The 21,543-nt window shown below is 49.5% G+C and carries 19 protein-coding genes; 10 read left to right on the plus strand and 9 right to left on the minus strand.

The window, feature by feature from the left end; genetic code table 11:
- The first annotated feature begins 1 nt into the window (after position 1).
- Together DESPODRAFT_RS02570 and DESPODRAFT_RS02575 are read left to right on the plus strand one after the other, a co-directional pair.
- On the plus strand, positions 2-712 hold the full coding sequence (locus DESPODRAFT_RS02570) for an ABC transporter ATP-binding protein (RefSeq protein ID WP_004071123.1): 711 nt from the start codon (positions 2-4) through the stop codon (positions 710-712).
- Positions 713-759: 47 nt separating this feature from the next.
- Positions 760-2,277, plus strand: coding sequence for an efflux transporter outer membrane subunit (locus DESPODRAFT_RS02575; protein WP_004071124.1), 1,518 nt, complete (start codon positions 760-762; stop codon positions 2,275-2,277).
- Here DESPODRAFT_RS02575 and DESPODRAFT_RS19215 read toward each other — a convergent pair.
- The 3 genes from DESPODRAFT_RS19215 to DESPODRAFT_RS02585 all read right to left on the minus strand — a co-directional run bounded on the left by DESPODRAFT_RS19215 (position 2,247) and on the right by DESPODRAFT_RS02585 (position 3,638).
- Entirely contained in the window at positions 2,247-2,420 is a 174-nt protein-coding gene (locus DESPODRAFT_RS19215; RefSeq protein WP_245531999.1) for a hypothetical protein, read from the minus strand. The genes DESPODRAFT_RS02575 and DESPODRAFT_RS19215 overlap by 31 nt on opposite strands.
- Positions 2,421-2,487: 67 nt before the next feature.
- The gene (locus DESPODRAFT_RS02580; RefSeq protein ID WP_004071125.1) at positions 2,488-3,027 is read right to left on the minus strand and encodes an HPP family protein; all 540 of its coding nucleotides are present in this window, start codon (positions 3,025-3,027) and stop codon (positions 2,488-2,490) included.
- A gap of 17 nt (positions 3,028-3,044) precedes the next feature.
- Complete coding sequence (locus DESPODRAFT_RS02585) at positions 3,045-3,638, minus strand: CBS domain-containing protein (protein WP_004071126.1); 594 nt, start codon at positions 3,636-3,638, stop codon at positions 3,045-3,047.
- Between the two features lie 309 nt (positions 3,639-3,947).
- Between DESPODRAFT_RS02585 and DESPODRAFT_RS02590 the strand changes: the two genes are divergently transcribed.
- Complete coding sequence (locus DESPODRAFT_RS02590) at positions 3,948-4,268, plus strand: cupin domain-containing protein (RefSeq protein WP_004071127.1); 321 nt, start codon at positions 3,948-3,950, stop codon at positions 4,266-4,268.
- 26 nt (positions 4,269-4,294) lie between these two features.
- Here DESPODRAFT_RS02590 and DESPODRAFT_RS02595 read toward each other — a convergent pair whose 3' ends face one another.
- From DESPODRAFT_RS02595 to DESPODRAFT_RS02620, 6 genes are all read right to left on the minus strand, one after another.
- Entirely contained in the window at positions 4,295-5,098 is an 804-nt protein-coding gene (locus tag DESPODRAFT_RS02595; protein ID WP_004071128.1) for a 4Fe-4S dicluster domain-containing protein, read from the minus strand.
- A 76-nt stretch (positions 5,099-5,174) separates the two neighbouring features.
- Complete coding sequence (locus DESPODRAFT_RS02600) at positions 5,175-6,566, minus strand: multiheme c-type cytochrome (RefSeq protein ID WP_004071129.1); 1,392 nt, start codon at positions 6,564-6,566, stop codon at positions 5,175-5,177.
- Between the two features lie 59 nt (positions 6,567-6,625).
- A complete protein-coding gene (locus DESPODRAFT_RS02605) occupies positions 6,626-7,177 on the minus strand; it encodes a cytochrome c3 family protein (protein ID WP_004071130.1) in 552 nt (183 codons plus the stop codon).
- Between the two features lie 8 nt (positions 7,178-7,185).
- Positions 7,186-7,572 (minus strand): PAS domain S-box protein, encoded by a 387-nt coding sequence (locus DESPODRAFT_RS02610; protein WP_004071131.1) that lies wholly within the window; start codon positions 7,570-7,572, stop codon positions 7,186-7,188.
- A 163-nt stretch (positions 7,573-7,735) separates the two neighbouring features.
- Positions 7,736-9,397, minus strand: a complete 1,662-nt coding sequence (gene hcp / locus DESPODRAFT_RS02615; RefSeq protein WP_004071132.1) for a hydroxylamine reductase — start codon at positions 9,395-9,397, stop codon at positions 7,736-7,738.
- Positions 9,398-9,457: 60 nt separating this feature from the next.
- Positions 9,458-10,636 (minus strand): FprA family A-type flavoprotein, encoded by a 1,179-nt coding sequence (locus tag DESPODRAFT_RS02620; RefSeq protein WP_004071133.1) that lies wholly within the window; start codon positions 10,634-10,636, stop codon positions 9,458-9,460.
- A 401-nt stretch (positions 10,637-11,037) separates the two neighbouring features.
- On the opposite strand from DESPODRAFT_RS02620, the gene DESPODRAFT_RS02625 reads away from it, so the two are divergent.
- The 7 genes from DESPODRAFT_RS02625 (at position 11,038) to nifJ (ending at position 21,462) form a co-directional block, all read left to right on the plus strand.
- Entirely contained in the window at positions 11,038-11,481 is a 444-nt protein-coding gene (locus tag DESPODRAFT_RS02625) for an iron-sulfur cluster assembly scaffold protein (protein ID WP_004071134.1), read from the plus strand.
- Positions 11,482-11,969: 488 nt separating this feature from the next.
- On the plus strand, positions 11,970-12,365 hold the full coding sequence (locus DESPODRAFT_RS02630; protein ID WP_004071135.1) for a universal stress protein: 396 nt from the start codon (positions 11,970-11,972) through the stop codon (positions 12,363-12,365).
- Positions 12,366-12,641: 276 nt separating this feature from the next.
- On the plus strand, positions 12,642-13,628 hold the full coding sequence (locus DESPODRAFT_RS02635; protein ID WP_004071136.1) for a thiamine pyrophosphate-dependent dehydrogenase E1 component subunit alpha: 987 nt from the start codon (positions 12,642-12,644) through the stop codon (positions 13,626-13,628).
- A gap of 13 nt (positions 13,629-13,641) precedes the next feature.
- On the plus strand, positions 13,642-14,637 hold the full coding sequence (locus DESPODRAFT_RS02640) for an alpha-ketoacid dehydrogenase subunit beta (protein WP_004071137.1): 996 nt from the start codon (positions 13,642-13,644) through the stop codon (positions 14,635-14,637).
- Positions 14,638-14,648: 11 nt separating this feature from the next.
- Positions 14,649-15,101, plus strand: a complete 453-nt coding sequence (locus DESPODRAFT_RS02645; RefSeq protein ID WP_004071138.1) for a CBS domain-containing protein — start codon at positions 14,649-14,651, stop codon at positions 15,099-15,101.
- Between the two features lie 23 nt (positions 15,102-15,124).
- The gene (ppsA, locus tag DESPODRAFT_RS02650; protein WP_004071139.1) at positions 15,125-17,548 is read left to right on the plus strand and encodes a phosphoenolpyruvate synthase; all 2,424 of its coding nucleotides are present in this window, start codon (positions 15,125-15,127) and stop codon (positions 17,546-17,548) included.
- A gap of 395 nt (positions 17,549-17,943) precedes the next feature.
- Positions 17,944-21,462, plus strand: coding sequence for a pyruvate:ferredoxin (flavodoxin) oxidoreductase (gene nifJ, locus DESPODRAFT_RS02655; RefSeq protein WP_004071140.1), 3,519 nt, complete (start codon positions 17,944-17,946; stop codon positions 21,460-21,462).
- Positions 21,463-21,543: the final 81 nt, after the last annotated feature.

Below are 21,543 nucleotides of genomic sequence, written 5' to 3' on the forward strand. Positions count from 1 at the left end.
CATGACTGCTAAAGGTATTCGTATCCAGGGGTTAAAAAAACGTTATGGAAGCGGCGATACCGCCGTTGATGCTCTGAAGGCGGTAGACATGCACGTTGCGCCGGGCGAGGTCGTTGGACTGATAGGTCCTTCTGGATCCGGCAAAAGTACGCTCCTTAAATGTTTGGGAGCGGTGATTGAGCCGACCGCCGGAAAAATGATACTCGGAGATGACGTCATTTATGACGACGGGTGGAAGGTCAAAGATCTTCGTGCCTTGCGGCGGGACCGGATCGGCTTTGTATTCCAGGCACCTTATCTGATTCCTTTCCTTGACGTCACCGACAACGTCGCCCTTCTGCCCATGCTGGCGGGAATGCCAAACGCCGGGGCGCGTAAACGGGCCATAGAATTGTTCAAAGCGCTTGATGTGGAACATCGCGCCAAGGCCATGCCTTCTCAACTCTCTGGTGGAGAACAGCAACGAGTGGCTATTGCACGGGGATTGGTCAATCGTCCCCCCGTAATACTGGCCGATGAACCGACCGCTCCGCTTGATAGTGAGCGCGCCCTGGCTGTAATCCGGATATTGAATGATATGGCCAAAAAATTTGAGACCGCCATTATTGTCGTCACCCACGATGAAAAAATCATTCCCACCTTTAAACGCATTTATAATATCCGTGACGGGGTAACCTATGAAGAAGAAGGTGAAGGGCGTAGCTTCGAATGAGCTTAATCCAGAAAGGCCATTTAGAAAAACCTTCAAGGAGCATTTTTATGGAAAATAATAATAAGATTGTTCATTATGCTTTAATAGGAGTGTCTCTTCTGACGTTTACAGGATGTACTGTTGGGCCTGACTTCCAGCGTCCGGAGCCCCCTGATGTGACTGGTTATACTTCCACCCCGCCGGCTGCAAATTTAAAATTCTCCCCCACCATGCTGGGTGATCCACAAAACATTATTAAAGAAGAACGCTTAAATAAATATTGGTGGCGAGAGATGGGCATCGAACAATTAGATACGCTCATCTGTGAAGCCCTGGAACATAACCCAACCCTGATGGCGGCAGAGGCTACATTGCGTCAGGCCCAGGAAATTTATGCGGCGAAGGCTGGTTCGACACGTTATCCCCAGGCCGAAGCCAACCTCACCGGTCAGCGCCAGCGATTTAACCCCAATTCATCGGGCCTGACCGACGACGCCAGAGAATTCGGTCTTTACAACGCCGGTGTAGGCGTCACATATACATTTGACCTGGCCGGAGGTAATCGCAGGGCGTTGGAAGCTCTGGCCGCCCGAAGCGATTATCAGCACTTCCAATTAGAAGGCGCTCGCTTGACACTGGTGGCAAATATCGTAACAACGGCCATTACTCAGGCAAGCCTGAAAAAGCAGGCTGAAATTATAGAAAACATCTTAAAGTCGCAGGAAAATCAACTCGAACTCACCCAGGAACGCATTCGTCTTGGTCATGAAGAACCGGACGATGCGTTGGCCTTGCAAACACAGTTGGAGCAAACGCGCGCCAAAATACCGTCGTTACAGTATCAACTTGAAAAAAACGAACATTTTTTAGCCGTTCTTGTCGGTAAAGCTCCAGGAAAGAGCCTGCTGCCGTCGTTTACCCTGGAGGATTTCACGTTGCCGCCGGAGTTGCCGCTGTTAATTCCCTCTGAACTGGTACATGCAAGACCGGATATTCTCGGTGCTGAAGCGCTGCTGCATGCCTCTAATGCAGAATACGGGGTTGCAATATCGAAACTATATCCCCAACTCAACCTTAATGCCGATCTTGGATCGCAGGCTCTGACGACCGGTGCATTGTTCGGCGGTGGTTCTGCTGTTTGGCGTCTGGTGGGGCAGCTTACACAACCCCTGTTCAATCCGGGCTTGCCCGCTGAAAAGAGAGCGGCTCTTGCCGCCTTTGATGCGGCTGCGGCAAACTACCAGTCCGTCGTTCTGGAAGCGCTTCGCAACGTGGCAGATGTATTGCGAGCACTGGAGAATGATTCAAAAAGGCTGGAGGCTCTTTCTGCCGCTGATTTTGCTTCTGAAAAGTTTTTAGAGTCAACACAGCGTCGGTATAGGCTTGGAGCCGCCAGCTATTACGATTTGCTTATTGCACAACAGCAACGGCTTCAGACCGAACTTGATCTAACAGACGGGCAAGCCAAACGGCTGCTCAACACTGCCGTTTTTTACCAGGCAATGGGCGGCGGTTTAAATGGCATTACCGGAAGCATTGGCGATGTATCGGAGGCTCAACGCCCGGAGCGGATCTCCTCGCGATAGTTCTGGAGGATCTGCTCGTAGTCCTTCTTCATCACCAAATGGAGAAAAGGTCTGGCGAGGGTGATGGCGTTGACGAGAAAGTCGGTGTTGATGACCGCCTTACTCAATCCTTTATGCTGAATGCTGCTCTCGGCAAGTTTCACGGAGGACTATCCGCCCGGGCCCTGGATACGAATCCCCCGCTGAATTTCGCGCACCAGAAAATTGAAGTTAAAACCAGAACTCCGGATACTTTCTTCTGCTTGCCATATTGTTGATAGCCAAAGCGACGATCAGCATGATTACTACACCAAGCCCTACAGGAACCAGCATGTACCAGAAGCCCAATTCGTGTATTTTCTCGCTGCCGATCACAGCGATCAGTGCCGTGGCCCCACCGGGGGGATGAAGGGTCTGGGTGACGTGCATCAGGGCAATGGCCGTTGCAACGGAAAAAGCTGCCGCAAACCAGGGAAAGGGATGGAAAAGCTGCCAGCAGGCGACGCCCACAAAGGCGGACAGCAGATGGCCGCCGATAAGATTTCTGGGCTGGGCCAAAGGGCTTCTGACTGCGCCATAGATCAGCACTGCTGACGCACCGAATGAGCCGATGATATAAACAAAATCACTTCCGGATAACAGATTGTAATTCAAATAGGCCACCGGAGTGATTCCCAGAAAAGCCCCTAACCAGGACCAGAATACTTCGCTGAGGTTTACTTTGGGAGGACGCTGCCCGCCGCCGGCCATTTTTTTAAAAAAAGGTATCATTGTCAGTCTCCTTTTTATCAGCACATGGCCTGGACAAGGTCTGACCGGGCAATGATCCCTACCAGAATGTTGTGGTCATCACACACCGGTACCCGGTTAATATTCTTCCGGTTCATAAGGTTGGCCACGTCCAGCAGTTTGAGGCTCTTGTGGACAGTAACGGGCGGCGAAGACATAATGTCCAGGGCCTTCAGCGTTTTAAGGGACCGGGCAAGGCAACAGCTTTCATCCATACACTGAATCAGCACCTGCATAAACGACGGGTCTTTTTTCTCAGTCATTTTAGACAAAAAATCTTTTTCCGATATGACGCCGGTCACAGCGCCCTGTTCATTGAGCACCGGAACACCGGAAATGTCGTGATCCCGCATCTGGACAGCGATCTCCAAAAGCGGGGCATCTTCAAGGACGGAAATAACCTTTCGAGTCATCACATGCTCTGCCAGAATGGCTGTCTTAATTCGGTTAACCGCATGATCAAAAGCGATTCGGTATACCGCTATAAAGTCAGACGGCGTAATATCCAGATATCCGGGAATTTCCTTCATCGCCTCCAGTACATCCTGGTCTGTGATGGTCTGAACGCATTCATTGATACGGCTGAAGTTCATATTTCTCCTTTCGCTGTTTTTGCTTAACGTTTCTGGCCTTTGTTGTTAGAATATGGATAATTACGGCCGGTAATGCATTGACATAGATCAAGTTTTTACAAAAAAAGTCAAGACTTGATCTATGTCAATGAAACAAACTGTGATTTTGGTTAAGAAAGGTTAGCGCCAATAAATTAACGCAGGGCTAACAAATGAAAACACCACCATTATTAAATTTTTCCCACATCAATAAGATCATGCATGGCGTTTTGGATGCATTGACCCGGCAAACAGCAAAATAAATTTTTTAGAATGTGAAAGGAAAAATCCATGAAAGTTTTAAAGCTCACAGAAACCAACGAATTTACCCCTGGAGCGATGAAGAGATTTTTTTTAGTTCAAACTTCAGAATTTTTCAAAATCATCAATTTTAATCTGGATGCCGGAGTGACGTTTCCGGTTCACTCCCACGATCTGGACGGGGAGTTGTCCATACAGGTTCTTGAAGGAAAGGGATGGTTTCTCGGGGAGAATGATACAAAAATTCCAGCCGCCAAGGGGGATATCCTGATTTCGGAAATCAGGGAACCCCACGGGGTAATGGCAGAGACCCAAATGCGGATCATCGTCACCATTGCCCCGCCAATCTGATGAAGTAGCCCGGCGGGAAAAATAAATTACTGCGGCAAAACGGCTTGAAGTATCTCCCGGGGGATATCGTTGTCGCCCAGCAGGGCCGAAAACCTTTGGCCTGCGCGGCTGTTCTTTTTGTAATACGCCAGACAGGCTCTGACCACTTCAAGAACCTGACTTTCGGTAAAAAGGTGTGGCAGCTCACGGGCAAGCCTGGGATGGCGGCCTAACCTGCCACCGAGCAGAACACGGTATCCCCTCTCTCCGGACAGGATGCAACCTGCTGGGCAGGCGCGAACGCAGGCACCGCAGCCCAGGCAGGCCCGGGTATTAATCAGGGGAAAGGGCGTGTTGGAGAGGGCAACGGCCTTTTCCTTGCACACATTGACACAGGCCATGCATCCGCTGCACAAGGTTTCTTCCGTCCTGGGATACATGGCGGCAATGATACCAATATCCTTTATCTGTGGCTGAGAACAGGCATTGGGACAATGGGAAACGCTGATCCGGAATTCATGATGGAATCTGAGCTTGCCCGGAACGCTTTTTTGCAGAAATCCCAAAAGGTCTTCTGCCGCAAGCAGTGCTTCAAGCCGTGCCGTCAACGTATCTTTTTCAACGCAACTGTTGGGGCATCCCCCCTGGCCGAAACAGACCTCTATCTGATATCCTTTAACTTCCGATTCCATGTTGGATAAAAAGCGTTTGCGTGCTGCATGGACATGATCCAATGAAACCATGGAGCATCCGCGTTCTGTTGCCTCTTTCTCAACCCGTTTCCGAACCTTCTTTCTTACAAAAAACGGAACTTTTGATATTTCTTTTTCAGCATCCCATGCCCATTTCATAATTTTCCTTTACAATCAATAAGAATGCAGCCGCTCAAATTAATATTGGACGGCTGCATTTACTTTTCGGTGCTAACTATTGTTTAAATAGTTCAGGTGGTTTTGTCTTATTCCCGGTGGCATTTGGATAATTTTCCGCTTTGTAGGATTTTTCACCGGTTTCAATCAGATGGTTGGCTTCTTCCATAAACGCATTGAACCGGTTTTTACATTCATAAAATCCATGCCACCATGAGTAGTCAGGGGCCATCATTGCAGCCCCCATCCTTGCCCGGCGCCCTTCATGGTGCCATAGTTCATAGTACTCCACCTCAAGGGGTTCATCAAAAAAGCGGGTTTTGTCGAGCAAGCCTTTTGTGTAGAGTTCATCAAGTTTGGCCTTAGCAGGTATGAAATATACTTCATTATATTCTTTGATGGTTTGATCCATCTGGCTGTAGTGGGATTCGGTCCACCTTTTTCCGTGACACTGCATACAGATTTCCTGCATTTTAGTCCGTTCCTCCTGCCAATTTGTCTGGGCCGGAAACGCTTTAAAATCTTCAGGCCTGATTGTCAATGGGGCTTGCAACTCCCAGGATAATCTTTCAGTGACGTCATGGGAAGTCATTACACTGCCGGCACCGGACATATGACACGAGGCACAGGTTGGGCCCCTGAAATCAACGCCAGGACTCCAGTTACCAGGTGCGGCGGTCCAGTTGTATTCATCTCCAAAGGCATCGTAAATGTCTCCGTGCTTTGATTCTGTGAAGATTTCAATCTGGGGATGATCCGGACCAAGGTGGCATTGCCCGCAGGCCTGGGGTTTTCTGGCCTCCATAACAGAAAAACGATGTCTTGTATGGCAACTTGTACAACTGCCTTTACTGCCGTCAAGATTCAGCCGTCCCACACCTACATTGGGCCAGGTTGCCGGATCAAGCTCTTTGTCTTTTAAGCTTAAAATAGTGCCGTGGCAATGGTAACAGCCGTTTATCCGCTCAAACTCACTGTTCATGCCATCGTTGAGCCAGGGATCTATTTTCCAGATGATCTCAAGGGTGTTGGCATGTTTACTCTTGCTGTATTGCATTGCTTCATCGGGATGACAGCGGGAGCAGTCTTTGGGGGTCACCACGGCAGAAACCGGAACCATGTATTTTTTTTGCCCGTATTTAGTATCGTTTTTCTCGTACTCTTTAAAATGGGATTGACTGACGTCCGGATCATGCGCCTCGGCAGCGTGGCAGTCGTAACAAGTAATATTGGCGGCGGCATGACGGCTGGCCGCCCAGTCAGAAAAGATCCCCGGCTGCTGCTTTTTATGACATTCGATACATGCCATGGCTTCCGGTGACATGGACCGCTCAATTCTAAACTCTTTTGATTTTGGTATATTCATCTGGACATCCGAACATAAAACCGTGGATGTGGATATACCGGTGATAAATACACCTGCCAGCAGTGCACTCAATTTCTTTTTCATGGTATCCCCTTATTCTATTTGTAAGCGTTACAAGGTTTATAAAACCTAAAACCTAAAACCTAAATCCCTAATCCTCTATACGGCGGCTGTTTTTCTTTATACCTATAAATTTCACTGTCCATATGAACCAGATTCCTGTGGCAGTCTACACATTTTTTTTCATATCCTTCTTTGGGGTATAAAACTGTCCGGTGGGCCAGCATGGCTCCCCTTTTATCCGGGATATTCAAAATGTTTCGGTGACATTTTTGGCATTGTGCATTTTTAAAGGTTTCATAGGTATGATCACGACTCTTTTCCCGATCATAGGTCCCATAGGCAAAATGGACGAATACGTCTTTGATGCCGTGGGCCGTCTTTGTATAAAAGAAATTAATTGTGTCCTGCGGGGCAGGCAGGTGGCAGTCCATACAATCAGCGACAAAGCCCTGGGCGTTGTTTACATGGGTAGAGGTCTTCCAAGCGTTAAAGGCGGGTTGAATTTCGTGGCAGGAGGCACAGAATCCGGGTGTTGATGTTCTCACCATCGTATAGTAGGTCAGGCTAAATACAGGGAAAGCGATAATAATGCCGATAAAGACAAAAATTGCGGGTTTGATTATTTTTTTCATTTGAAACCTCACGCCTGTTTTTCCTTATATTTCGTGGTAATGTCTCTCGCGCTTGACAGCGCTCCAATCACATTCTTTGCCGAATCTAAAATAATAGAAAAGCTGAGTTCAACGTAAATGACAGACCCGTCTGCATGTAAAGATTTCGTAGGTAAGGACTTCCCAACATACTTTGTTTCCCCCCTTTGCATCGCTTGTTCATATCCACGCCAATGGGCCTTTCGTAAATTTTGCGGAACTATGATGTCTAAGTTTGATCCGATTGCTTCCTCTTTGGTAAATCCAAAAACACGCTCAGCCGCCACATTCCATACACGTATTGTCCCTTCTGTATCGGCAAATATCATTGCATCGGGATTTTGCTCTATAAGGCTGTCCATGAATTCGTCGTTCATATTTACATGATCTCCTCAAGATGTATAAAATTTGGATACATTTGGCAAGTCTTAGATCAATTTATCGTCAGGCAAAAAATGTTTATATGTTTGTAAAAAACCGGCATCATTTCTGTTGCTGAAAAAACAATACCGGTTCTATTTTTTACGAGTTCGGGCAGGATTAATTGCCGGCCATCATGGCTGCAATATCCTCGTCCACCGTACCAATAGGCTTGATGTCAAATTTTTCCACCAAAACCTTGGCCACAGCCGGAGACAGAAATGCCGGAAGTGTGGGTCCAAGGCGGATGCCCTTGACACCGAGGAAAAGCAGGGCCAGGAGCACAGCCACGGCTTTCTGCTCATACCAGGCAATGTCGTAGGAGATGGGTAAATCATTAATGTCGTCCAGGCCGAACACCTCTTTGAGTTTCAGGGCAATGACCGCCAGGGAGTAGGAATCGTTGCACTGACCCGCATCCAGTACCCTGGGAATGCCTCCGATATCGCCTAAGTCAAGCTTGTTGTACCGGTACTTGGCACAGCCGGCGGTCAGGATCACCGTATCCTTGGGCAGCTTTTCAGCAACTTCTGTATAGTAACTACGATTTTTCTGCCGGCCGTCACAGCCTGCCATGACCACAAAACGTTTAATGGCGCCGGATTTTACCGCATCAACGACCTTGTCGGCCAGGGCCAGAACCTGGTTGTGGGCAAATCCGCCCACAATGGTGCCGGTCTCAATTTCTTCGGGAGGCGCGCAGGTTTTGGCCCTTTCAATCAGGGCTGAAAAATCCTTGGCCCCGCCTTCGGGCCGGTCTGCGATATGTACCGCGGTTTCATACCCCACTACGCCGGTGGTAAAAAGACGGTCCAGGTAGGTGTTGCTCTTTTTCAGAGGCACCAGGCAATTGGTGGTCAGCAGAATGGGACCGTTAAAGGATTCAAATTCTTTGTTCTGATGCCACCATGAACCCCCGTAGTTGCCCACGAAATGATCGTATTTTTTAAATGCCGGATAATAGTTGGCCGGCAGCATTTCACCGTGGGTGTATACATCAATGCCGGTGCCGGCGGTCTGTTTGAGCAGCTCTTCCATGTCTTTGAGGTCATGGCCCGAGATCAGAATTCCTGGATTTTTACCCACACCGATGTTGACTTCGGTAATCTCCGGGTTTCCGTAGGCTGTGGTGTTGGCTTCATCAAGCAGGGCCATGGTATTGACGGCGATTTCTCCAGCCTTCATGACCATGGCGATCATCTCATCCACGGACAGATCCTTTGTGGTGGAGGCCAACGCTTCCATGATAAAATCGTTGATCTCATCTTTTTGACATCCCAGGACAGCGGCGTGGTCAGCATAAGCGGCCACCCCTTTGAGGCCGATAATCAGCAGTTCGCGCAGGGAACGGACATCCTCGTTTTCCGTGGCCAGAATGCCTACGGTTTTTGCCTTTTGGGCAAAATCGGACACATCCCCGGTCCAAGTAGCTGCTTCAGGCAATAGACCGTCAAACGCTGTATTGTTTTTCTCTTTGTATGCGGCCAAAAACTTTGACCGGATCAGATTTTTGCGCTTCAGGCCTTCATTGATCATACTGACAAATCGTGCATCGTCCCAGTTGGCATTGGTAATGGTGGCAAACAGGCCCTGTGTCGCAAAATCGTCATTGGACCGGTCGGGATTGCCCAGTTCTTTGAGTTTTTCACTATAAACGGAGATTCCCTTGAGCACGAAAATCAACAAATCCTGAAGGTTGGCGGTCTCTTCGGGTTTTCCGCAGACACCTTTTACGGTGCAGCCGATGTTTTTGGCGGTTTCCTGACATTGAAAACAAAACATGATAATTGCTCCTTTTTGGGGGGTATGGTACGGGTTTGGATAAAATTAAACAGGTTGCTTTTATCTATAGTCGTTTTCTTTGTGTTTTCGGGCGATGGCGCCTGCCAGATCATCCAGAGCATTGAATACGCTTGCATTTGGGACGCCTTTGCAGAGAACCGGATCAATTACCTCGACCTTAAGGTTGGGAATCATCCCGGCAAGGGTATCCACAGTCTTGCCACCCCAGCCATAGGAGCCCACCACAGAGAGGAACTTTGTGTTGGGCCGAAGGGCGTTGGCCAGAAATGCGGCATAGGCGGCATAAGGATGAGGACCGGACAGGATGGTGGGAGTACCCACGACAATGGTGGCGGCGTCTATCAGAGCCATGGCCAGTTTTCCGATATCGGTGACAGCCAGATTAAACTGTTCCACCCGGACCCCCTTGTCCACCAGGGCCCCCACAAGGTGCTCCACCATGCGTCTTGTACTTTCGTGCATGGATACATAGGGGATAACAACGGTGTTCCTGGGGGCACCCTCGGTCCACTTTTTATATGCATCAAGAATAAAACCGGCATCGGGAAAAATCTGGCCGTGGCCCGGAGCGATCATCTCAATATCATAGGGAGCCAGCTTTTCCATATTTTTTTTAATGATGCTTCTAAAGGGCATCATGATTTCGGCAAAATATCGCTTGGCCGCCTCATACACCCGGCCCTGATCCGTAACAAACAGGTCGCTTGAGGCAATATGGGAACCGAAGAAATCACAGCTGAACAGAATTTTGTCCTCTTCCAGAAAGGTCACCATGGTTTCAGGCCAGTGAACCCAGGGGGTAAAAATAAATTTCAGGGTTTTATCCCCCAAAGAGAGTGTCTCCCCGTCTTCTATGGAAACGAAAAAATTTTCCGGGATATTCAGAAGATCCTTGAGAAGGTCCTTGGCTTTGGGCGTGGATATGAGTTTAGCATTGGGATATTTTTCAAGGACCTGCATGATCGTTCCTGAATGGTCCTGTTCCGCATGGCTTGAGATGATGTAATCGATATTTTTGACCCCTTCAAGCTGAGCCATGAATTCTTTGGCCATGGGGGGATCAACCGTGTCAATCAATGCCGTTTTCTCACTTCCTTTAATAAGATAGGCGTTGTAGCTGGTCCCATCCGGAAGGGGAACAAGGGCGTCAAACAGCCGACGGTCCCAATCCACTGACCCCATCCAGTAAACCTCTTCTTTGATCTTTCGTGCTTTCATACGCGCCCTCCTATTTTATGGTTTGTGTTCTTGACTTGGTTGATATGGTTGTGTTTTGAATGGCCCTGTTAATCTGATCGACCAGATGATTGAGATTTAGCCCATATTCTGCGGCAATATCCGTCACTGTGTCCGTTTTTTAATATATCTGAATATTCCTGGTCGTCAAGAGTTTTGAAAATTTCTGACAGATCAGTTTCATCAAAAATATTTGGCATTGCATTCATGAGGGGTCCATCTGGATTGAGTCGTTTGTTATAGTTTGGCCTGTAGGCCGTAAAACCCAATCCCAGGTTTGGGATATAAGATTGCTTTAGCAGGTTATTTTTGCTAAATTCCGTAACCTGCGCCCGATAAAGAACAGGATATCGGTTGCATATCTGAACATAAGTAGAAAGGACATGACAGTGAGCAATCTTGACGCCTTTCTGGACAAGCTCCAGGAGGAAATATTTGATGAGGCAAAACAGGCTCTGGGTGAAAGGGGCTTTGATCGCTGGAGAAACCCCAAATACAACGGCCGGATGGAAAACCCTGATGGATGGGGCCGGGTAACCGGAGAGTGCGGGGATACCATGGAAATATATCTTAAATTCAATGGCAACCGGGTCGCCGACGCCTCCTATTTTACGGATGGATGCGCCTCTTCCATGGTCAGCGGGTCCTTTGCCGCCGAACTGACCCTGGGCAAAACCCCGGAGGAGTTGACCGATATCACCGCAGACCAAATTCTTGAGGCCATTGGCCGGCTGCCCGACGACGACCTTCACTGCACCACCCTGGCCGCCCGCACCATCCAGGCTGCCTTGGACAACTACATGGGCAGCATGGTGAAAAAAGGGTGATTATCCGCCTTGAGCTGAGCCGCCACTGAATCCGGACGGCGGCCCGTCTGAAGCTCGAACATCGCCTTTGTACCCACTATCTGCCTGACCTTTTTGGGGTTTTTCTTGGAAGGGCGACCGTAAAAAAGGCGCGGGGCGTATTCGACCCGCGCCTGGCTTTTTTTGTCAGTGAAACCCGGCCGCTTTTAACCGTGTTTTATTTCGTGTAGCCGCTTCCCACGATTAATCGGCCTGCGGTAGTCCGGACATAGGTTTTCTTATCGGCTCCACCCCACTGGTATTCCACCCATATCCTCTTGGCCGATTGTTCGTCGAAAATTGAATCAAATCAGGGGTGTATAGAAACGCCCGATCAGCTTTTTTTTAACTCTTTATTTTGACCATGGACCTATTGAGTATTTTATTTTATCATGAAAGCCATGACGTGTATGAAGAATATACCGGAAAATTAATCTTCATGGTTTTTAATAAAATTTGGAGGATATGAAATGTATAAAACTATTCTATGCGCAATAGAGATCAGTGACGAGGGTGACAAAGTACTTTCAAAAGCATATGAGCTTTCACAACTGTATGATGCTAAGTTGTTTATAACTCATATCATTCCTTATGCGATACTTCCAAAAGATTACCAAAAGGAATTAAAAGAAAATGCGTTACCTTCACTTGAATCAAAAGCTTCCTCTTTAGGGATACCTATGAAAAATATAACGGTAAAAGTTGGTAAACCTTACGAACAAATTTATTTGTTGGCAGAAAACAAGAATGCCGATTTAATTGTTGTCGGCACCCATTCCAAAAAAGGCATTAATGCCTTAATCGGCTCAACCGCAAATGGTGTGGCGAATTATGCTAAATGTGACGTTATATTAATTAGAATTTAATAAAAATGGGGTCAGGTCTTGATTTATAAAATCAAGACCTGATTCAGTCCAAAATATGTCAGTAGAGAAATAGGGATAAAAAGATAATCAAAACACAAGATCTACTTTTTTCCAACTCCTTAAAGTAACGCCCCGTAAAAATTAAAATTCAGGAACAAATTCTTTGTCTCGCTGACGCACTCTACCGGACGGTGAATTCACCCTAATGCGTGATACAAGCTTGTGCTGGTATCTAACCAAATTCAGATGTTCTCTTCGGAGAAAGAAGGGAGGTCCATGAAAGAAAAACAAATAACTCCGGACGTTCAAGTCAGTCTTCTCACCCGTATGGTTTTAATTCGAAAATTCGAGGAAAAGATTGTGGCTCTCTGCAGGGAACAATACCGACTGCCGGGTATGCAGATTTTGGCTAACGGCCAGGAAGCTGTGGCTGCGGGTGTCGTGTCCGCCCTTGAGCCGGAGGACATTATTGTCAGCAATCACCGCAGTCACGGTCATTTGTTGGCTAGAGACGCCGACTTAAATGCGTTGATGGCCGAGATCATGGCCAAATCAGACGGTGTAAATCATGGCAAGGCCGGCACCCTGCATCTATCCGTGCCTGAGATCAATGCCCTGATGACCTCCACCGTGGTTGGTGCAGGACCCCCTCTGGCTGTTGGGGCTGCCTTTGCCCAGCAATATCAAGCCCTGAACGGCGTGACCGTTGTGTTTTTCGGAGATGGTGCAGCGGCTGAAGGCAGCGTGCACGAAGCAATGAATCTGTCCGGCATCTGGAAATTGCCGATTCTGTTCGTTTGCGAAAACAACGGGTGGGCCGGTGCCCAGCGCCCTGAAGAGCATTCCGCCGTACGTCAAATTCACAAACGGGCCGAAGGGTACGGCATGCCGGGTCACAGTGTCGACGGCAACGACGTGGAGGCGGTTTACCATCTTAGCCTTGAATTGCTTGAACACTGCCGTTCAGGAAAGGGGCCGACATTTATGGAAACCCTGACCTACCGAATGCGCGGGCATGGTGAGCAGGACCACCAGTATTATGTAGATCCCGAGGAGCTCAAGGCGTGGGCCCTCAAGTGCCCAATAATGAGGTACCGCCGTGCGCTTCTCAACACCGGCATTCTGGATGAGGCCCAAATTCAAAACATCGAACAGGATGCCGAAGCTCGCGTGGCAGCGGCTGTGGCCTTTGGCGAGGCCAGTCCCTATCCTGAATCCGACACCGCTATGACAGATGTATTTGTCCGGGCGTTCAATGCCTGAAAGGAGTTGTGCCATGAGTCAAAAAACGTTCGGAAATGCAATAAACAACGCGCTGTCCACTGCCATGGATATGGATGATACGGTATTTATTGCCGGAGAAGGTGTGGGCGTGTCCATCCACAGTGATCCAAACATGCCGACTTACGGTCTTCTGGATAAATTTGGACGCCGCCGGGTGAAAGATACGCCGGTCAGTGAAGCGGCCATTGCAGGGCTCGCTGTGGGGGCCTCCTGCATGGGGCTGCGGCCGGTTGTGGAGATCATGTTTTTTCCGTTCATTACCCTGGCCAGTGACATGCTGGTCAACCACGCCGGGAAATTGCGCTACATGAGCGGCGGCAAATCAAGTTTCCCACTGACCGTGCGCGTCAAAGCCGGTGTCGGGTTCGGCGCCGGCAGTCAGCACTCTCACAACCTGGAAGCGTGGATAGCCCACACTCCGGGTCTGAAAATCGTCTGGCCGTCAACTGCAGAGGATGCCAAGGGACTTCTTCTCAGCGCTATTTTTGACCCGGACCCGGTGATCATCGTGGAAGACATGATGCTCTACGGGATGAAAGGGACGTTTCCGGACGCAGACGTCCGCACCCCTCTGGGCAAGGCCCGGATTGCCGTACCGGGTGCCGACTGCACCGTGATTGCTTACGGCAAGGCCCTTTACACTGCCATGAACGCTGTTGAACCATTAAGTGAGAAAGGCATCTCGTGTGAGGTCATCGACCTGCGGTCTCTGGTACCCTTGGACAAGGCTTGTATTCTCGAATCGGTTCGCAAGACAGGTCACCTGGTGGTCGTGCATGAGGCGAACCGTTTTTGCGGCTTTGGGGCGGAATTGGCCGCCATGGTGGCCGAGGAAGCTTTCTACGATTTGAAGGGGCCTGTTAAACGGGTGGGTGCACCACAGATTCCGGTGCCTGTCGCATCAAGCCTTGAAAAGGTTTTTATACCCGCTCCGGAGGATGTTGTCAGGGCGGTTCTGGAGACGATGAACAAATCAATTATTATTTAGGAAGATCAAAAATGAAAACAGCTCAAGACATCATGGAAAAAGAAGTTATCTCAATAACCCCGGAAACCGACATCGCTCGGGCCGTGGATATTTTGTTAAACAATCACATTAATGGTGTGCCCGTAGTGGATGAAAATGGCATGCTTAAAGGAATTCTGTGCCAGAGTGATCTCATTTTCCAGCAGAAAACAATCTCTCTGCCACCCATACTCACTTTTTTGGACGGTATTATTCCCTTGTCTTCATCTAAGAAACTAGAACAACAGATAAAAAAAATGGCTGCCAGCACCGTGGCCCAGGCCATGGTTACAGATCCTGTCACCGTAACACCCGACACACCGGTCAGTGAGATTGCAGCCCTGATGGTTGAAAAGCATTTTCACACCATTCCCGTGGTTCAGGAAGGCAAAATGCTGGGCATTGTGGGCAAGGAAGATGTGCTGAGGACATTGATCAAGCCATAACCTGAACAAAATCGGAGGTAAAAATGGGCAAAAATACCCATAAAGATCAAAAGCCGTTCGTGGCCTGGTTCAAGGATTTGAGGATTGAGGACGTGCCCTTGGTGGGGGGCAAAAATGCCAGTCTGGGGGAGATGTACCGCAATTTGAGCCCCAAGGGAGTGAGTATTCCCAATGGATTTGCGGTCACCGCCCATGCCTATACCTATCTTTTGGAAAAATCCAAAGCCATGGACAGGGTTCGGGAGATATTGTCGGACCTGGACACCCATGACATGGACAACCTTCAGGAACGCGGGGCCAGGGTCAGGAACCTGATCCGCAGCCTGGAATTTCCAGGTGAGGTGTATAAGGAAATAGCCAGTGCCTACGCCAAATTGGAAGAGGAATACGGCAAGAACGTCGATGTGGCCGTACGTTCCTCGGCAACGGCCGAAGACCTGCCGGACGCCAGTTTTGCCGGACAGCAGGACACCTACCTGAACATTCGTGGCGTCGAAGATCTGGTGGACGCCTGCCACCGCTGTTTTGCCTCCCTGTTCACCAACCGGGCCATATCCTACCGCGAAGACAAGGGTTTTGACCATTTTTCCATTGCCCTGTCCATTGCCGTGCAAAAGATGGTCAGAAGCGATTTGGCCTCAAGCGGGGTTATGTTCAGCATTGATACGGAATCCGGCTTTCGGGACGCGGTGTTCATCACCGGCGCCTACGGACTGGGGGAGAATGTGGTCCAGGGTGCGGTCAATCCGGATGAATGGTACGTGTTCAAACCCACGCTCAAGCAGGGCTTCAAACCCATCATCATGAAAAAGACCGGTGGCAAGGCCATAAAAATGATCTACACCACGGATGCCAAACAGCCCACCAAGAACGTGGCTGTACCGGATGAGGACCGCCGCCGTCTGGTGCTCAGGGACGATGAGGTGGTGGAATTGGGCCGGATGGCCTGCGTTATTGAGGATCACTATTCGGCAAAGGCCGGATACCTTAAGCCCATGGACATCGAATGGGCCAAGGACGGCGAGACCGGCAAGCTGTTCATCGTCCAGGCCCGGCCTGAGACCGTGCACACCTTGAAGGACCAGGCCGTTCTCAGGGAATTCCACCTCAAGGAGAAGGGCGAGGTGGTGTGCACCGGCCAGTCCGTAGGCGAACTCATCGGTCAGGGTGGGGTCAACGTCATAAAATCCGCTCAGATGATTTCCCGGTTCCAGAAGGGACAGGTGCTGGTCACGGACATGACAGACCCGGATTGGGAACCGGTGATGAAGATTGCCGGGGCCATCGTCACCAACAGGGGCGGGCGCACCTGCCATGCGGCCATTGTCAGCCGTGAATTGGGCATTCCGTGTATCGTGGGCGCCGGTAACGCCACCACCCGGATGGAAACCGGCCAGGAAGTGACTGTGGACTGCTCCCAGGGCAGTGTCGGTTATGTGTATGCGGGACTTCTGCCCTACGAGGTCAAGGAGACGAATCTGGAAAATCTGCCCAAGACCAAAACCAAGATCATGTTGAACCTGGCCAGCCCGGAGCAGGCCTTTGAAAAGAGTTTTATCCCCAACCATGGGGTGGGCCTGGCCCGTGAGGAATTCATCATCAATTCTTATATCAAGATTCATCCCCTGGCCCTTCTGAGGTACGATGAACTGGGAGACGAGATTTTAAAACGGGCCATAGCGGATATGACCATCGGCTACAACGACAAGAGCGAATATTTCGTGGACAAGCTGGCCGAGGGCGTGGGCATGCTGGCCGCAGCCTTTTATCCCAAACCGGTCATTGTCCGGCTTTCGGATTTCAAGACCAACGAATACGCCAACCTCATTGGTGGCACCCAGTTCGAGCCGGGCGAGGAGAATCCCATGATCGGCTGGCGCGGGGCCTCGCGTTACTATGCCAAGGAATACAAGGAAGCTTTCGGCCTGGAATGCAAGGCCATGCTTAAAATCAGGAACGAGATGGGGCTTCATAACGTCCAGGTTATGATCCCCTTCTGCCGAACGCTGGACGAGGCCAGACAGGTGATTGATACCATGGCCGAATTCGGTCTATGCCAGGGTGAAGACGGGTTTAAGATTATCTGCATGTGCGAGATTCCGTCCAATGTAATCCTGGCCGAAGAATTTCTGGAGATTTTCGACGGTTTCTCCATCGGCACCAATGACCTGACACAATTGCTGCTCGGCGTGGACCGGGATTCGTCCCTTGTCTCCCATGTATATGACGAGCGCAATCCGGCGGTGAAAAAGATGGTCCGCCAGGTGATTGAGATCGCCGTAAAAAAGGGCAAATACATTGGCATCTGCGGCCAGGCCCCCAGCGATTACCTGGAGTTCGCCGAATTTGTGGTGGAATGCGGCATCGAGACCATGTCCCTTAATCCGGACACTGTGATCAAGACGACCCTGGCCGTGGCCGAACTGGAAAAGAAATTGGGCATATAGGAATCCCTCCCAGCGGTCTGGCATAGGGGCTTTGGATTGCATGGGCAAACATAAAAAATCCGATTTCCGCCAACCTGGCTGGAATCGGATTCTCTTTCAAGGCCAGAAGATTGCTCTGTTTCGATATATCGTCTATTGTTTCGATCACATGGTTGATGTCAAAATAGGTCTTGACCGGGTTTTTCAGTTGTGAGATATAAAAGCAGTTCAATAAGCAATAGATTGCTTATTTATTAACTAAAAACGACTTAAAAAGTTGGTTTGCGGCAAGTTCTACAAGCCGATTTTTTTGTTATTTTTGTTATATTGTTCAATTTTTTTGTTATATTGTTCAATGGATTCTATATATTTGGGTTAAATCTTATTTGCATTACCATTCAACGAGGTGAAAGATTATGAAAAAAAGAATGCAGACCATTGACGGGAATACTGCGGCAACCCATGTGGCATACGCCATGAGCGAGGTGGCAGCGATTTACCCGATCACACCTTCGAGCCCTCTGGGTGAAATTGCGGACTCCTGGGCTTCCCAGGGAAGAAAAAACATTTTCGGGCAGATCCTGGACATCAAGCAGATGCAGTCCGAGGCCGGTGCTGCCGGTGCTGTCCACGGTTCCCTTGCCGCAGGCGCTTTGACCTCCACTTTTACAGCCTCCCAGGGATTGTTGCTCAAGATACCCAATATGTACAAGATTGCAGGCGAACTGCTTCCTTGTGTTTTTCATGTAACGGCCCGCGCCATTTCCGCCCATGCCCTCTCCATCTTCGGAGATCATCAGGATGTTATGGCCGCCAGGCAGACCGGTTTTGCCATGCTCTCCTCCAACTCTGTTCAGGAAGCCCAGGACTTAGCCCTTGTGGCACATCTTGCAACCATGGACGCCCGGGTGCCGTTCCTCCATTTCTACGACGGATTCAGAACCTCCCATGAAATTCAAAAAATTGAAATGATTGAGTACGAGGAGATGGCATCGCTGTTTAACTATGATGCATACTGGGCATTCAAGGCCAGGGCCATGAACCCTGAACACCCTGACACCCGCGGGACCGCCCAGAATCCGGATATCTATTTTCAGGGCAGGGAAGCAACCAACTCCTTTTACCTTAAAGTTCCTGCCATTGTTAAACACTATATGAAGAAGGTAGGCGATCTTACCGGACGGCGTTATCAACCCTTTGATTATGTGGGTGACCCTGAAGCCGACCGCGTTATTGTTGCCATGGGTTCCAGCTGTGAAGCCATTGAAGAGACCATTGAAAAACTCAATTCCATGGGCGAGCGCTTAGGCCTGATAAAAGTACGGTTGTACAGACCCTTTGACGTCCAGGAATTTTTGCGCACCGTGCCCTCTTCCGTGGAGACCCTGACGGTGATTGACAGGACCAAGGAACCCGGTGCCATCGGCGAACCCTTGTATCAGGATGTCTGCACCGCTTTTATGGAATACGGCGAAGGCCCCCGGATCATCGGCGGCCGTTACGGACTTTCCTCCAAGGAATTCAATCCGTCCATGGTCAAAGCCATATATGACAACATGAAGTCCATTTCCCCGAAAAATCATTTCACCGTGGGGATCATCGACGACGTCACCCATACTTCCCTGGATGTGGAAAAAGGGTTTGACGCTGCACCGGAAGGCACCGTCTCCGCGAAGTTCTGGGGGCTTGGGTCCGACGGAACCGTGGGTGCCAATCAGTCTGCCATTACAATTATCGGTGACAATACGGATAAATATGCCCAGGGGTATTTTGCCTATGACTCCAAAAAATCCGGCGGGCTTACGGTTTCCCATCTGCGGTTTGGGGACGTGAAAATCAAAAGCACCTACATGATTGACTCGCCGGATTTCGTGGCCTGCCACAAGGCCAATTATGTGGAAATTTACGATGTACTTATGGGGATTAAACAAGGCGGCACTTTTCTGCTTAATTCCGAATGGAGTACTATTACCGATATGGAAAAACATATCCCGGGGCATGTGCGCCGAACCATATATGAGAAAAATCTGAACTTCTACAATATTGACGCCGTGAAAATCGCCGGAGAAGTCGGTCTAGGCAACCGCATCAACATGATTATGCAGACCTGCTTTTTTAATCTGGCTAATATCCTTCCCGTTGACACAGCCATCGACCTGCTTAAAACCGATATTAAAAAGAAATTCGGCAAAAAGGGCGATGCCATCGTAAACATGAACATCGAGGCCGTGGACAAAACCCTGGACAACCTGGTGAAAGTGGATGTACCCGAATCCTGGAAAGACGCCAAAGACCAGCCCAGAATTGAGGAACCTGCCACACCCTTTGTGGACAATGTTATGCGCAAGATCAATGTCCAGGAAGGTGACGATCTGCCCGTATCGGCCTTCTCCGTGGATGGCGTATTTGAAGCAGGGACATCCCAGTATGAAAAACGCGGTGTTGCCATTAATGTGCCCGAGTGGATTGCCGACAACTGCATCCAGTGCAACCAGTGTTCTTTTGTATGTCCCCATGCCGCTATTATCCCCGTTGTGGCCACAGCGGATGAACTCAAAGATGCCCCGGCATCCTTTGTTACCGTTGACGCCAAAGGCAAGGGCATGGAAGATTTGAAATTCAGAGTTCAGGTCAATCCCCTTGACTGCCAGGGCTGCGGTAACTGCGCGGATATCTGCCCGGCCAAGACACCTGCCCTTGTAATGAAACCCCTTGCTTCCCAGGTGGACGTGGAAAAAGAAAATCACAAATTTTCTTTGACTGTTCCGTTCAAGACCGATCTTATGAAACGCGACACGCTCAAGGGCAGCCAGTTCTGGAAACCGCTGCTTGAATTCTCCGGTGCATGCTCAGGCTGCGGGGAAACACCGTATGTTAAACTGATCACCCAGCTTTTCGGTGAGAGAATGACCGTTGCCAATGCCACGGGCTGCTCCTCCATCTGGGGCGGATCTGCGCCGTCTATGCCCTATTGTACCAATGCCGACGGCCAGGGTCCTGCCTGGGCATCTTCCCTGTTTGAGGATGCTGCCGAATATGGTTACGGTATGCTGCTGGCCACCAAATCCAGACGCAACACCCTGGCTTCAAAGATGAAAAAGGCCATTGAACAGGGCGTTTCCGATGATATCAAAGCCGCCATGGAAGGCTGGATCGCAGGCAAGGACAATCTTGAAGAGTCCCAAAAATACGGTGGTGAGCTTAAACAACTGCTCAAAGATGCCTCCTCGGGCTTGCTTAAAGAGATCTATGATGAAAATGATCTGTTCGTGAAAAAATCCCATTGGGTTTTCGGCGGTGACGGCTGGGCCTATGATATTGGTTTTGGCGGCCTGGACCATGTACTGGCATCCGGGGATGATATTAATATTCTGGTGCTGGATACCGAAGTCTACTCGAACACGGGCGGGCAGTCCTCCAAGGCCACTCCCACCGGTGCCATTGCCAAATACGCTGCATCCGGAAAGAAAATCGGGAAAAAAGATATGGCCCGCATGATGATGAGTTATGGGTATATTTATGTTGCAACCATCTCCATGGGCGCCAGTAAGAACCAGACGCTTAAGGCGATCCTGGAAGCGGAAAGCTATCCCGGCCCCTCCCTGATCATCGCCTATGCCCCATGCATTAACCAGGGCATCAAAAAAGGTATGGGTAAAACCCAGGAAGAGATGAAATTGGCTGTTGAATCCGGTTACTGGCCTATTTTCCGGTTCAATCCCCAGCTTACCCATGAAGGTAAAAACCCCTTTATCCTTGACTCCAAACAACCTGACGGCACCCTGCAGGAGTTCTTGAGCGGTGAAGTGCGGTTTGCGGCCCTGGAAAAAAGTTTCCCCGAGGAGTCCAAACGTTTAAGGGCAGCCCTTGGAGAAGAGGTTGAGGAAAAATATGCCATGCTTAAAATGATGGCAGATGCCGGAAAAGAAGAATAAAGTTCAACAATAATTAAACCGGTAATGGTTCAGGGGCGAGGGCATTTAATGCGCTTCGCCCTTTTTTTTTAATGTCACAAG

The organism is Desulfobacter postgatei 2ac9 (genome assembly GCF_000233695.2).
Taxonomy (GTDB): domain Bacteria; phylum Desulfobacterota; class Desulfobacteria; order Desulfobacterales; family Desulfobacteraceae; genus Desulfobacter; species Desulfobacter postgatei.

What these genes read in the sequence shown, in the direction of transcription:
- nifJ (WP_004071140.1), top strand. Translation starts at nt 17,944, where the DNA reads ATGAAAAAAAGAATGCAGACCATTGACGGGAATACTGCGGCAACCCAT.
- DESPODRAFT_RS02600 (WP_004071129.1), bottom strand. Translation starts at nt 6,566, where the DNA reads ATGAAAAAGAAATTGAGTGCACTGCTGGCAGGTGTATTTATCACCGGT.
- DESPODRAFT_RS02610 (WP_004071131.1), bottom strand. Translation starts at nt 7,572, where the DNA reads ATGAACGACGAATTCATGGACAGCCTTATAGAGCAAAATCCCGATGCA.
- DESPODRAFT_RS02575 (WP_004071124.1), top strand. Translation starts at nt 760, where the DNA reads ATGGAAAATAATAATAAGATTGTTCATTATGCTTTAATAGGAGTGTCT.
- DESPODRAFT_RS02635 (WP_004071136.1), top strand. Translation starts at nt 12,642, where the DNA reads ATGAAAGAAAAACAAATAACTCCGGACGTTCAAGTCAGTCTTCTCACC.
- DESPODRAFT_RS02630 (WP_004071135.1), top strand. Translation starts at nt 11,970, where the DNA reads ATGTATAAAACTATTCTATGCGCAATAGAGATCAGTGACGAGGGTGAC.
- DESPODRAFT_RS02620 (WP_004071133.1), bottom strand. Translation starts at nt 10,636, where the DNA reads ATGAAAGCACGAAAGATCAAAGAAGAGGTTTACTGGATGGGGTCAGTG.
- DESPODRAFT_RS02595 (WP_004071128.1), bottom strand. Translation starts at nt 5,098, where the DNA reads ATGAAATGGGCATGGGATGCTGAAAAAGAAATATCAAAAGTTCCGTTT.
- ppsA (WP_004071139.1), top strand. Translation starts at nt 15,125, where the DNA reads ATGGGCAAAAATACCCATAAAGATCAAAAGCCGTTCGTGGCCTGGTTC.
- DESPODRAFT_RS02645 (WP_004071138.1), top strand. Translation starts at nt 14,649, where the DNA reads ATGAAAACAGCTCAAGACATCATGGAAAAAGAAGTTATCTCAATAACC.
- DESPODRAFT_RS02580 (WP_004071125.1), bottom strand. Translation starts at nt 3,027, where the DNA reads ATGATACCTTTTTTTAAAAAAATGGCCGGCGGCGGGCAGCGTCCTCCC.
- hcp (WP_004071132.1), bottom strand. Translation starts at nt 9,397, where the DNA reads ATGTTTTGTTTTCAATGTCAGGAAACCGCCAAAAACATCGGCTGCACC.
- DESPODRAFT_RS02605 (WP_004071130.1), bottom strand. Translation starts at nt 7,177, where the DNA reads ATGAAAAAAATAATCAAACCCGCAATTTTTGTCTTTATCGGCATTATT.
- DESPODRAFT_RS02585 (WP_004071126.1), bottom strand. Translation starts at nt 3,638, where the DNA reads ATGAACTTCAGCCGTATCAATGAATGCGTTCAGACCATCACAGACCAG.
- DESPODRAFT_RS02570 (WP_004071123.1), top strand. Translation starts at nt 2, where the DNA reads ATGACTGCTAAAGGTATTCGTATCCAGGGGTTAAAAAAACGTTATGGA.
- DESPODRAFT_RS02590 (WP_004071127.1), top strand. Translation starts at nt 3,948, where the DNA reads ATGAAAGTTTTAAAGCTCACAGAAACCAACGAATTTACCCCTGGAGCG.
- DESPODRAFT_RS02625 (WP_004071134.1), top strand. Translation starts at nt 11,038, where the DNA reads ATGACAGTGAGCAATCTTGACGCCTTTCTGGACAAGCTCCAGGAGGAA.
- DESPODRAFT_RS02640 (WP_004071137.1), top strand. Translation starts at nt 13,642, where the DNA reads ATGAGTCAAAAAACGTTCGGAAATGCAATAAACAACGCGCTGTCCACT.